Origin of the sequence: Chitinophaga sp. SYP-B3965 (genome assembly GCF_009647655.1) — a bacterium.
Classification (GTDB): Bacteria; Bacteroidota; Bacteroidia; order Chitinophagales; family Chitinophagaceae; genus Chitinophaga.
Window position 1 is genome coordinate 1,389,071 of the sequence record NZ_WJFD01000001.1, and the last position, 12,705, is coordinate 1,401,775.

Annotated in this window: 12 protein-coding genes; 5 read left to right on the forward strand and 7 right to left on the reverse strand. The window is 45.5% G+C overall.

Translation table 11 applies throughout. From position 1 onward, the window contains the following. Positions 1 to 68 precede the first annotated feature (68 nt). The 4 genes from GFS24_RS05455 (at position 69) to trxA (ending at position 4,033) form a co-directional block, all read left to right on the forward strand. Complete coding sequence (locus GFS24_RS05455) at positions 69 to 2,126, forward strand: TonB-dependent siderophore receptor (RefSeq protein WP_153658569.1); 2,058 nt, start codon at positions 69 to 71, stop codon at positions 2,124 to 2,126. A 9-nt stretch (positions 2,127 to 2,135) separates the two neighbouring features. Beyond that, entirely contained in the window at positions 2,136 to 2,717 is a 582-nt protein-coding gene (locus GFS24_RS05460; protein WP_153658570.1) for an HmuY family protein, read from the forward strand. An 8-nt stretch (positions 2,718 to 2,725) separates the two neighbouring features. Continuing rightward, complete coding sequence (locus GFS24_RS05465) at positions 2,726 to 3,655, forward strand: DUF6607 family protein (protein WP_153658571.1); 930 nt, start codon at positions 2,726 to 2,728, stop codon at positions 3,653 to 3,655. Between the two features lie 78 nt (positions 3,656 to 3,733). Continuing rightward, complete coding sequence (gene trxA / locus GFS24_RS05470; protein ID WP_153658572.1) at positions 3,734 to 4,033, forward strand: thioredoxin; 300 nt, start codon at positions 3,734 to 3,736, stop codon at positions 4,031 to 4,033. Between the two features lies 1 nt (position 4,034). Here the strand turns inward: trxA and GFS24_RS05475 are convergent, their stop codons facing one another. Both GFS24_RS05475 and GFS24_RS05480 read right to left on the reverse strand, forming a co-directional pair. Then, positions 4,035 to 4,496 carry a hypothetical protein gene (locus tag GFS24_RS05475; protein ID WP_153658573.1) on the reverse strand — a complete coding sequence of 154 codons (462 nt, stop codon included), beginning with the start codon at positions 4,494 to 4,496 and terminating at the stop codon, positions 4,035 to 4,037. Then, positions 4,493 to 5,674 (reverse strand): DUF4221 family protein, encoded by a 1,182-nt coding sequence (locus tag GFS24_RS05480; protein ID WP_153658574.1) that lies wholly within the window; start codon positions 5,672 to 5,674, stop codon positions 4,493 to 4,495. Before GFS24_RS05480 ends, GFS24_RS05475 begins: the two co-directional genes overlap by 4 nt. A 656-nt stretch (positions 5,675 to 6,330) precedes the next feature. Here GFS24_RS05480 and GFS24_RS05485 point away from each other — a divergent pair. Then, positions 6,331 to 7,116 carry a transglutaminase family protein gene (locus GFS24_RS05485; RefSeq protein WP_153658575.1) on the forward strand — a complete coding sequence of 262 codons (786 nt, stop codon included), beginning with the start codon at positions 6,331 to 6,333 and terminating at the stop codon, positions 7,114 to 7,116. On the opposite strand, the gene GFS24_RS05490 is transcribed toward GFS24_RS05485, so the two are convergent. The 5 genes from GFS24_RS05490 to GFS24_RS05510 all read right to left on the reverse strand — a co-directional run bounded on the left by GFS24_RS05490 (position 7,010) and on the right by GFS24_RS05510 (position 12,684). Continuing rightward, the gene (locus tag GFS24_RS05490; RefSeq protein WP_153658576.1) at positions 7,010 to 8,281 is read right to left on the reverse strand and encodes an erythromycin esterase family protein; all 1,272 of its coding nucleotides are present in this window, start codon (positions 8,279 to 8,281) and stop codon (positions 7,010 to 7,012) included. The two genes, GFS24_RS05485 and GFS24_RS05490, sit on opposite strands and share 107 nt — an antisense overlap. Positions 8,282 to 8,305: 24 nt before the next feature. Further along, entirely contained in the window at positions 8,306 to 9,013 is a 708-nt protein-coding gene (locus GFS24_RS05495) for a LytTR family DNA-binding domain-containing protein (RefSeq protein ID WP_153658577.1), read from the reverse strand. Further along, positions 9,010 to 10,080, reverse strand: a complete 1,071-nt coding sequence (locus tag GFS24_RS05500) for a sensor histidine kinase (RefSeq protein WP_173002974.1) — start codon at positions 10,078 to 10,080, stop codon at positions 9,010 to 9,012. The genes GFS24_RS05495 and GFS24_RS05500 overlap by 4 nt, the downstream gene beginning before the upstream one ends. Before the next feature lie 178 nt (positions 10,081 to 10,258). Beyond that, the gene (locus GFS24_RS05505; protein WP_371729903.1) at positions 10,259 to 10,711 is read right to left on the reverse strand and encodes a DUF3276 family protein; all 453 of its coding nucleotides are present in this window, start codon (positions 10,709 to 10,711) and stop codon (positions 10,259 to 10,261) included. A 164-nt stretch (positions 10,712 to 10,875) separates the two neighbouring features. Continuing rightward, positions 10,876 to 12,684, reverse strand: coding sequence for an ABC transporter ATP-binding protein (locus GFS24_RS05510; protein ID WP_253906403.1), 1,809 nt, complete (start codon positions 12,682 to 12,684; stop codon positions 10,876 to 10,878). Positions 12,685 to 12,705: the final 21 nt, after the last annotated feature.

Below are 12,705 nucleotides of genomic sequence, written 5' to 3' on the forward strand. Positions count from 1 at the left end.
AACTCTTTTTCCCGAATGCGTAATAAGCAGAAATTTATCAATCCTACCTTCGCCGGACAATCAATAAAATGCGAAAGATCTTCTGGCTAACAATCTGCATCATGCGGACCGGGGCTTTGTTTGCCCAAACGGATTCAGTGAGCAGCAGTAAGGACCTGCAGGAGGTGGTAGTAACTGCCACCCGTAACGAGCAGCTGGTGAATAAAGTACCTATTCCTGTTACCATTATCAATAAACAACAGCTGCAACGCATGGGCGCAGTATTACTGCAGCAGGTGCTGGCAGAGCAAACGGGTTTGTTCATCACTTCCAACCATGGTACTGGCGTACAAATGCAGGGCCTGGAATCTCAATACACCCTGATCCTGCTGGATGGCGAACCCCTCGTTGGCCGCACTGCAGGCACTTTGGACCTCTCCCGCATCATGGTCAGCAATATTGAAAGGATAGAGATCATCAAAGGCCCCGTTTCCTCTTTATATGGCAGTGATGCACTGGCTGGTGTGATCAATATCATCACCAGGGGGCAGCAGAAAGAGGCCTACAGCAGCATCGGCGGCAGGTATGGTTCTAACAACACTTATAATATAGACGGAGAAACAAGGATGCCTTATCAGAAAGGGATGTTCACCGCCAATGCCGGATACATGCATAGTGGCGGTTATACATTGGGCAGTGGGAACAACACACCTACCATTGCTCCTTTTAAGGCCATCACTTTACAATCCAGCTGGCAGCAGCAATGGACTGATAAATGGCAAACTGTTCTCAATGGCAGGTATTACCAACAGCGGTACGACAGCTATTTCCAGGATGCCAGCGGTACGGTGGATGACATCGGCAAAGAAAAAGACGCCAATCTTTCCATCAACCTGAAGAATACGCCCAATAAGCGTTTTACACAGGTATTCCGGATGTATTACTCTTATTATAATACAAAGGAAGATATGGTCTACCGGCAGAATAAAAATGTGTATGATGCTTCTTTCTTCACACAACAATACCTGAAACCGGAATACCAGCTGGACTGGCAACTGCATGAAAAACATCAGCTCACAGCGGGTGCCGGTTATGTGCATGAATCTGTGGAAGCTACCCGTTACGATGATAAAATGGCTTTTAACACGGGGTATGTTTTCCTGCAGGAGAACTGGAAACCGGCAGACAAATGGAACATCCTCTTAGGTGGCCGTTTTGATCTGCATAATCAATACCCTTCTCAGTTCAGTCCTAAAATATCACTGTCTTATCAGTTCCTTCCACAGTGGCGGGTATTGGGTTCTGCAGGCCGTGGATACAGAGCGCCGGACTTCCGGCAACTCTACCTGCATTTTAATAATGCTGCTGTGGGTTACACCGTGGCGGGTACCAAACTGGCCAAACAAATTATCCAGGATATGCAGGCGAAAGGACAGATCAGCCAGCTGAACGTAAACCTGGATGATCTGAAGGACCTGGATGCGGAAAGCTCCTGGTCTTACAACCTGGGCGTGCAGGGCAAGCGGATCAGGGTCAACGGTTTTTACAATAAAGTAAAGAACCTGATCGATACCAGGGCCATCGCAGAAAAAACAAACGGGCAGCGTGTGTTCAGTTATGTGAATGTAAAAAGCATTACCACTTATGGTGCTGAAGCAGAGTATAATCAGCCTATTGGCAAATACTGGCAGGCTTCCGCAGGTTATCAGTATCTCCGTACTGTAGACAATGAATTATATGATCAGGTGAAAGACGGACAGGTATATACTGTAGATAAACAGACGAATGAAACAAGAGCACTGAAACGTAATGAATACTTCGGCCTCTTTTCCCGTTCCCATCATACAGCAAATCTGAAGCTTGCATGGATACATGCCCGTTTGGGACTGGACGCCAATGCGCGGGTGATCTATCGCAGCAAATATGGTTTTGCAGATGAGAACGGCAACCAAACACCTGATCTGAATAGTGAGTTCGTGAAAGGTTATGCGGTGGTGAACCTGGCCGCAGCAAAGGCCTTGTGGGAAAACAGGATACGCATTCAGGCAACCGTGGAAAATCTTTTTGAACATACAGATGCAGCGCATATTCCCACCTTACCGGGCAGGTTATATACGCTTGGTATCAATTTTAAATTTCCTCATTAATCAATTTATATGAAAGCAGCACAATTCTTCAAGTTTGGCGCAATGGCGCTCACCGTAACATTCTTCGCCGCATGTAGCAAAGATGATGACACACCGGCAAAACCAACGATCGTATCTACCACCTCCACTAATATTGATGCAGATGCGGCTGGCACTAATAAGTTCACCCTGTTCAGCCTGGCTGAAAATAAAGTGATCGCCAACACGGATTCTGCCACTACGAAATGGGATATTGGTTTCAGGGCTACCACCATCATCGTGAATGGCGGCACCAGCGGTCCTGGTAGTGCGGCAGCACAGGTACTCTCAGGTGTGTACAATGATTTAAACACAGCACCTGAAACTGGTTATGTAACAGATGCCACCACCAAAGCTATCACCGGCTGGTATAATTACAACATGGATACACATGTGATCTCTCCTGTTACCGGCAAGTTCATTGTATTGAAAACGGCTACCGGCAAATATGCGAAACTGGAGATCACCAGTTATTATAAAGATGCACCTGCTGCTCCATCTCAGACTTCTGTAAGCAGGTTCTATCATTTCAGGTTCGTGTTGCAAAGCAATGGCTCCAAAAATTTTAAATAAACTCAATTATGAAAAGACTCATCTTACTTGCCATGGCCTTCATTGCGCAGCAAAGCATGGCACAGCAGCAATTATCGCAGGATAAAGCTGCTATTAAGAAAATGTGTGGTTGCCATGAAGTAACTTTCGAGTATACTGAAACATTCCCCACAGACAGTAATTACAAACCAAAGGGATACAAGAAGATCACGGATGCCATAGAATATATTACCGTGGCAGAAGAAGGTGATAAACGCATTGTATTACAGCACCTGCTGATCGCTGAAGGCGATGTGATCAAACACTGGACGGAAGACTGGCAATACGAGAACCAGACCCTGCTGGCGTTTGATAAAGACAATACCTGGAAAAAGAAACAGCTGCCTGCTGCACAGGTAAAAGGCCAATGGACACAGAAAGTATTTGGTGTGGATGATGAACCCCGTTATGAGGGTACCGCCACCTGGGTACATGCTGATGGCCGCCATTACTGGGAAGCAGCCAGCGACGCTCCCCTGCCCCGCCGGGAATATACAACCCGCAACGATTATAATGTGCTGCGCCGCATCAACCATCATGAAATTACAGCCACCGGATCTGTTCATGAACAGGATAACGAAAAGGTAGTAAGGGCAGATGGAAAAGATAAAGTGATCGTGAAAGAAAAAGGACTGAACACTTACGATCGTACAGATGAAAGCAAATGCAGCACAGCCAAAGAATGGTGGGAACAGCATCAGCAATTCTGGGCACTGGTACGCAAGAACTGGGATAAGCTCTATGCCGCTAATTCTACTGTTACCCTGCAGAAGAAAGTCAATAACGAACCATTATACAAAGCCATGAGCACACTGGAAAAGAAGGCTTATGCGAAAGAACTTACCGGCGTTGCGCTGGAGAAAGAGATCGCAGCCACTTTGCAGCAGTTTGCGGCCAATACGGATATGGGATTGAAGTAGATCTTTTTAGTAAAAGCCCCCAGCATGCTGGGGGCTTTTTTATTAGGCATTGAATTTGTGCTTCTTCTATAAAAAACCATGGCTACTACCTTCTCCGAGATGATCAACAGCAGTAAACCCGTTCTGGTAGATTTCTTTGCTACCTGGTGTGGTCCCTGCAAAACGATGGAGCCTATCTTAAAGAACCTCAAAAGCGAGATCGGCGATACGGCCAGCATCATTAAAATAGATGTAGACAGGAACCCTGCTGCAGCACAGGCTTACCAGGTACAGGGTGTACCTACCCTGATCCTGTTTAAGGAAGGAAAGATATTATGGCGGCAATCAGGTGTGGTACAAGCTAAACAGTTAGAACAGATCATCCGGCAACATGCTTAGCTCACAAGGCAACACCATACTTTGCAGCAATGGTATCTATCTTTTCCAGGTATAGCCAGTCCTGAAAAACAACATCTCCTTTTTCACATTCCAGGAATAAGTTCTTAGGCAGGTTAATGCCATACTTATCGATGTTCTGGTGTTCATCTATGATGATACGGAAGCTGGAACCATTGCCGATGGAGTCTTTCACCGACGCATTATTCACGGGAATGACCAGCAGTTTTTTATATGGATCAAACCGTTTATCCTGGTCTATTTTTTTGATGAAACGGATGGTCTTCTCCGTGCAGGAGCCACAATTACCAGATACAATAATGGCAATGGACTTAGGATATTCCTTCAGGTCTACTTTATAAATTTCAGAAAGATAGAGGTCCAGCTGCTCTTTTTCCTTCGAGTTGGTTTTGCCCGGGCCGCAAGCCAGCACTATGAGGCAGGCTAATAAATAAAAGTACTTCATGGTTGGATCTTTAGTATGTGAAACTTTAATACAGTACCATCTGCATTTTCATTCTTCTTATGTGTAGGAGATATATAAAGTCCCTTAGGTGTTACAAACCAGGAATAAGAAGCATAACGTTTCCCCGGCAGCACTTCTTCATACACCAGTTCAAAATCCTCATTGAAAGCCATTAATACCAGTTCTTTATCCAGTACGGAATTGAAGTACTTCCCGTTTTTATAATCAATCTCCTTCAGATGGAAACGATAATAGAGATGTTTGTACTTATCATACATCACCGGAAAGAACTGCGAGTTTTCAATCAGGTGGATCCTCCATTCCATCTCTTCTTTCACTTCTTCCGGCACGAGGGGTTTGACCAGGTTTTTACTGAGAGTGCTTTTACCTCCATAAGCGGTTACATACTGCGTCCGGTAATTGTATTGATAGATATTGGATTCGTAGGTGAAATTATACGTAAGGAAACTATCTTTCTGTGCTTCCGCCACATTGACCTGTCCCAGCATCCCCATATTCCCTTTCTTATCATAGAAGTAATCGCTATGGTATAAGGGCAGGCTTTGGAGACTGGTATCTTTCATACTCAGTAATACGAACGAAGGCCTTTTAACGGGCATGTCATTAAAGATCTGCTCCATCAGTATGCCTGATGCGGACCGGGTCATTTTACAGGCATGAGAATAAGTAACCGGCATGCCATATGACTCCCTGCTGTTCGTTCCCCTGGTGGTTGAAAGATCGATATCCTGTTTTACATGAAAAGATGAATCGATGAGTAACATCCGTTTGTTACTCAGGTTGATAAAAATAGAATCGAAGCTGATCAGTGTAATATCTGCCACACTTTTGGATTTATCCAGGTCTTTCCTGTCCAGATTACTGAACAAAGGACTTTCAGACAGGAGGATATGTTTTACAAAAGAAGGTTTGTCCAGGTTGAAGATATCCAGGCTAACGTTATTGGAATTATATCCTATGAAAAAAGTACTGCCTGCTATCTCCGCTACAGAGAAAGTAAAGTATTGGTAAAACGCGTGTTCCGGCAGTGGAATGCTAACTGAATCAATGGTTAGTTGCTGCTTATCAGTTCTTTTTACAGAGAGGATATATTTGTTGTTGCTATTGCATGAGATGAAAAGGAGCAACGATAACGTTGCTCCGGATATTTTGAACATTCAATCTGTATTGATGATTAAAACTTGATTTCCTCCGTTTCTGGCGCAAATGGTGGTATTGGACAGCCGGATGGCGTTGTACAAACAACTCCGCCGCCTCCTAATGCGCACATGCTGAGGTTAGGATCTAAAGGACATACATGGTAAGTAAGACCTCCGGGGCAGGGCATAGGATTAGGGCAAGATGTTCCTGAAGAAGCTGCAGCGCAAGATGTAACGCCGGGTTGTCCCGGGCAAGGCACCTCTTTGAAGGGTGATAGAACCGGGCAAACTTTGGAAAAACCGCAGGGTATTGAACCGGTTTCCGCACATCCGTAAGCCACCGGGTTGTTAGGGCATGGAATCCGGTAATAATTAACAACAGCCCCCTCATATACAACGGGAACATCTGCTGATGCAACATACTCCGCCTTAAATGTTTTAGAAGTGGGAGGTGTTGGGGAAAAGTTTAGAAATGGGAAGAAAGAAGCTAAGAGGGTACTTAGCAGGATCAATTGCTTCATGGAACAAAAATTAAAGGGTTCAAAAATAGATTTCGGATATCGGGTAACTCACATGTCTATATTTAGAAATTTAACTAATTAAAAAGGGGAATCCTATTCACCTAAATAGTAATGACTATTTGATGACATGGTAATTAAATGGTAATTTACACCATGCTTATACAAGCCTCCTGTTTACTTGATCTTACCTGCGAAACCCCGGTACCTACCACCTTTATGCTCCGTGCAAGAAGTGGTGTTGGCCAGTTTGTGATCAAAGATGAAATGCATACCAAACCTTTCCGCACCATGACAGAATTCACCGATAACTACGGAAACCTCTGCCAGCGTGTAGTATTACCTGTCGGCACATTCCGGATAGAAAGCACTGTACTGGCGGATTGCGCCGAGACCATTGAAGTGGATTACAGCGCAGGGTGGACGGCTATTGAGTATCTGCCTGATTATATGCTACACTACCTCCTGCCCAGCAGGTATTGTGAATCTGACAGGATGGGCGATCTGGCCGTAGAGATCACCAAACATGCCACCACAGGTTATGAACAGGTGGAAGCCATCCGCCAATGGATCAACACCAATATCCGTTATCAATACGGCACAACGAACAGTTCTACATCTGCCTGGGATATCCTCTCCACTAAAGTAGGCGTGTGCCGGGATTTTTCTCACCTGGGCATAGCACTTTGCAGGGCCATGGATATTCCTGCCAGGATGGTGACCGGTTACCTCTACGGTTTACAGCCAATGGACCTGCATGCCTGGTTTGAAGTATACCTTACCGGGCGCTGGTATTGTTTTGATGCTACACAAACGGAACCAAAGGGCAACCGGATCAACGTAGCGTATGGAAGAGATGCAGCGGATGTAGCTTTTGCCAGTCACTTTGGACCGGTGCGGCTGAATGAGATGATGGTGAAGGTGGACGAATCCAAAGACTAACTGCTGCCGTGGTCTTATTAATATAGATCAGCCAATCGAATAGATCAGCGAGTTTAACTGGTTTTTCAGAGAACTGGTAATCTGATGCAAAAACACCGACTACCCTGAATTGACCTTGCAAAGAAGATGTGTGTAATGGCAGGAGGAAACAGGGTATTCCTTTTTGTTGCAGCACATATTCTGCAGTACCGGGGCCTGCGGGTTTTAGTACATTGTCCATTTTCATACTGTCTGCGTTTGCAATGGCTGCCCGGTAAGTACCGGCGCTGGTGGCAAAACCAATATTCGTGTACGCTTTACCGTAATGCTGTTTTAAGTTCTCCCCCATCGTTGTAAAACTGACCATACCATGTTGCCTTCCGATGTGTGCATTGTGTGCCCACAACATGATCTTCTCACCGGGATGCAATTTGGAAAGGTGCCTGATATTCAAGGCCATCATGGAATCGCGGGTGTTCAATGCCAGCATCCAGTCCTTTTCGTTAAACTGATGTAAGGCTGCGGAAATATTATTGATCATCCAGTTGGCCTGCTCCCATGCAGTGTCCGGCACCATGGCGGGTTTAGGTGGAAGCGTGCGTAATACGCTGTCCACAATATCCCTGGCCATGTGCATGGCATCATTGATAGAATCTGTTCCTTCCCCATCATAATCTGTGAACGGGGTGAAAATGTTTGTTTTGTATTGTGCTTCAAATGTTGTCAGGGCACGGACATAACTATCCATCTGCTGGGAATCAAAACCGGCAAAAGTGAGCTTGCGGGTATGATGTGTATTATAATCTTTCATCCATTCAATCAGGTCTGTTAGTTCTGTTACCTGCCATACGGTATGGAATTCATCTTTGAGTATTTGTTTCGGATCTCCTTTACCGGTAAGGATATAAGTGTTGATCATGTTGGCGCCATAGATCCCGTCTTCAATAGCAAATACGGAGTAATTCATTTCTTCTACCAGGAATTTAAACATGTCGCTCTTCATGGTAAAACATTCATGGGTACCATGTGTGGCTTCTCCCATACCTACTACCTGTGTACCTGCCAGCGCTTTTTTCAGCGATCTGAAGTTCGGGTTTGTGCTGTTCAATGGTATTTCCTGCTGTGCTGTTGCAACAGTATATACCAGGCATAACATGGCCGTTAACGACATGTGCATTCGTTTCATATAAAGTGATTTTAGGTATTATTATCAGATGCCCCGCAGTTCCCGGAAGAGGATGGATTGCCTTCTGGACAAGGGTATTTTTGTGCCGTCTGTTAGTTCCAGCTCCAGCAAATGCTGGTTCAGCGTGGTGATATGCTGCACATGTTCCAGGTTCACAATGTGTTTACGGCTGGCCCTGAAAAAGTATAAGGGGTTCAGCCGGGATTCCAGGGATTGCAGGCTGCGGGCCAGCAATGGTGCATGTTTCCCGAAATGGATGCGCGCATAACTTCCGGTGGATTCCAGCAAACGGATATCTGCCAATGGCACAAACCAGCAACGCTCTCCGTCTTTCACAAATATCTTTTCCTGCAGATCAGGATATTGCTCTGCTTTGGGTTTTATTGTTTCCTGCAAGCGTTCCAGGCTTTCCGCCAAACGCTTTTCCGTAACGGGTTTCAGCAGGTAGTCCAGTGCATTCACTTCAAATGCTTTAATAGCATAAGCGTCATATGCGGTGGTGAAGATCACTGCAGGCACAGTTCTCAGCTGCTCCAACAGTGCAAATCCATTGGCTTCCGGCATTTCAATATCCAGGAAGATCACCTGTGGCCGGGTGCGTTCTATGAGTTCCAAAGCTTCTGCTACATTAGCCGCTTCGCCGGTGATGGTCACGAAAGGAAATTGTTTTAATATGGCACGAAGGTCTTTCCGCGCCAGCCTTTCATCATCTATGATCACTGCTTCTATCATACCCTGGGTAGTTTTACGGTAGCATGTACGGTATGCCGGCCGGTGTTATGGATGGAAAAAGTGGCTTTATCTCCATACAAAAGCGATAATCGTTTAATGGTGCCAGTTATGCCGAAGCCATTCTGCAAAGTACCATCAGACACCTGCCCTGTATTTTCCACATGAATGAAATAATGTTTGTCCTCCAGATATGCCCTGATCCTGATCTCGCCACCGGCGGCCTTTTGGGAGATGCCGTGTTTGATGGCGTTCTCCACCAGTGTTTGCAATAACATGGGTGGCATGGATTGTTCCTGTACAGCAGGATCAATTTCATACTGTACCTGCAAACGCTCTTCGAACCGGATCTTTTCAATTGCCAGGTAATGCTGCACCACTTCCAGTTCTTTTGCGAAGGTGATCTGTTGCTGGTGTTCTACCAGCATGGCACTTCTGAGCACTTCCGATAATTCTCCTACTGCCTGCTGCGCACGGGCCGGGTCTTCTCCTATGAGGCTGCGGATACTGGTGAGCGCATTGAAAAGGAAATGCGGATTGAGCTTAGATTTCAGCGTATCCAGTTCTGCCTGTTTTAAGCGGTTTTCAGATTCCAGCCCCATGCGTTTAAAGCGACTTTGCAGCAGGCTGAAATAAATGATCACCCAACCCCAGACCACCAGGTGCCACATCAACCAGATCACGGCTACGATCGCTGCAAGGGTAATATTCCTGTTGGAGAACGTTTGTTTAGCTGCATCCAGGGACGTCATAAACTTACTCCATCCTCCTGATTGAATAATTTCATAGGCCAGGAAAGTAAGGGTGATGCCCAGGGAGGCCAGTAATACACTGAACCACAACTTCAGGACCAATGCACCAAAGCGGTAACGGACAAGGTTCTGCTTACGTAAGTAAAGATGTAAAAGATGCGTATAAAAGATCCCGGAGAGGATAGCACCATAAAATTCGAGATCCGTAAATACATCCATACGGAATGCGAAACCGTCTATACGGATATTATTATAGAGATAGGTGAAGAAAGTCCAGCCCAGGATCTGACACATCCAGTAACGGTAACGCATATTCATACAAACAAAGCTATGGGATAGCGGGCAATGTAACCACATCAACCTGATCGAACGGAATATTTGTTCATTGAATGGAATATTTTCCGGTTGGGGCTCATCTGGCGGTTCCTCACAATAAAAAACCTCCGGAATAGTCCGGAGGTTTAAAAGAGTTCTTATTTGGTTGACAGGGAATGTATTACCATTTGTCCACATCCTCACCGGAGGATTGAGCAGCTGGAACTTCTACTTCTTCTACCACTTCGGCAGATGCACTTGCAACTACTTCAGCACGTGGTGCAGCAGACTCTCCACCTTCTCCACCTTCTTGCTCTTCTTCACGATTTTCTGAATAGTCGTGATTGTAAGCATCAAAATCGAAATCTGGCATCAACTCAGTTTTCACGTAGTTGATGGTTTCTGTTAAAGCGTTCAGAAACTTATTAAAATCTTCTTTGTACAGGAATACTTTATGCCTGTCGTAACCGTTGTCGTTGAAACGTTTTTTGCTTTCTGTGATAGTTAGAAAGTAATCGTTACCCCGAGTTGTTTTTACATCAAAGAAATAAGTTCTTCTTTTACCCGCTTTCAATCGCTTGGAAAAGATGCTGTCGTTGTTTCTTTCCTGTTGATTGTTGTTTTCGTACGCCACAGTTGATAGATTTAAGTGTTAACGAATCAAATCCTGTTTGAATGATCAATAATCAACAAATATACTATTGTTTTACAAATATCAAAATATTTTTAAATGATTTTGAAAAAACATCTTATATTTCCCGTAAACCTTGATGAGAGCGAGATACAAAGGCATGAATACTACCCATTTATACTCTCTTCTGCCCCTGTTTGTTGACGGGCATACAACTCTGCATAGTATCCGTTCAGGGCAATTAATTCATCATGCGTTCCGCTCTCGGCCATCCTTCCTTCGTCTAAAACGATGATCCTGTCAAAGGCAAACAAGGAGAAGATCCTGTGGGTGATGATGATGGCAGTTTTATCTTCCAGATAGGCATACAGGTTACCTATTATTTCCTTTTCTGTACGGGCATCTACGGCAGAAAGGCAATCATCAAAGAGCATAATATTAGGGTTGCGGATCAGTCCGCGTGCAATAGACACCCGTTGCTTCTGGCCACCACTAAGGGTTACGCCCCTCTCTCCCACTATCGTGTTAAAGCCTTCCGGGAACTGCAGGATATCTTTTTCCACGGAAGCCTGCCGGGCAGCCTGCTGTACGGTTTCCTCTGTGGCGGTAGGTTCCCCGAAGCGGATATTATTGCTGATGGTATCTGAAAACAGGAATACATCCTGCGGTACATAACTGATCTGCATCCGTAAACTGTTCAGTTTCATGTTGCGTATGTCTTCTCCATCCATCTTCACCTGTCCGCTCTGCGGATCATACATCCGTATGAGTAACTGGGCCAGCGTGCTTTTGCCGGAACCGGTACGCCCGATGATGGCTATCTTCTGGCCGGGTTTGATCTTCAGTTCAAAGTTCTTCAGCGCCTGGATGCCGGTATGCGGATACGTAAAGGATACATTGGAGAAATGGATCTCTCCTTTGATAGTCATGTCTTTAGCGCCGGGCTCATCTTTGATCTGCGGCTTTTCATCCAGGAATTCATTGATCCGCTGCTGCGATGCTGCAGCGCGCTGGATCATGGAAGCCACCCAGCCAATGGAAAAGAAAGGAAAGGTGAGCATGTTCACATACAACACAAATTCCGCCAGGTTACCAATGGTGATATTCCCGTTGATCACCTGCATGCCGCCAATGAAAATGGTGAAGATCACACTCAGCCCTATCATCAGTGCCATGGCGGGCTGATAAAGGGCATCGGTTTTGGCAAGGCTCACAGAGCTTTGCTTGTAAGCTTCACTGGCTTCCTCAAAATGTTTTGCACTGGGTTCTTCCTGCACATATGATTTGATCACCCGGATGCCGGAGTAATTCTCCTGTGCTACGGAAGTGATATTAGATAACTGGGATTGAATGCGTTCGCTTTTTTTATGGATCACCCGGTTTACAAAGTAGATGGTGAGGGCCAGCAAAGGCAAGGGCGACAAGGTGTACAGGGTAAGAATGGGATTCACATCCCACATGAGCCAGATGATCATCACCATCATAATAATGGTGCGCGCAGCATACATCAGGGCGGGGCCAACGTACATGCGTACCCGGGAGACGTCTTCCGTGATACGGCTCATGAGGTCACCCGTACGGTTCATTTTAAAGAAGTTCAGGTCCAGGCGCTGGTAATGCTGGTAGATCTCGTTCTTGAGATCGTACTCAATATGCCGGCTCATCACAATGAGCGTCTGCCGTTGCAGGAACATGAAAAATCCGCTGAGCAATGCCAGGCCCAGGATAGATAGCCCGTAGAAGGACAGGCTTTTGGAAAAGGTACTCCGGAAAGCGTCCTTTAAACCGGTATCGCTGATCATAGGGTAACTTTTCAGGTTCTGCTCCAGGAGATCAAAGATCTGGCGTACAAGAACGGGCTGGAAAACGCTGAACACAACGGATACAGCTGTGAACAACATGCCAAGAAGGAAGCGCCATCTATATCGAACGAAATATTTATTTAAAACTGCCAGGTGTTTCATAATGCTGTACAAATGTAGGGATTTTGATCCCAT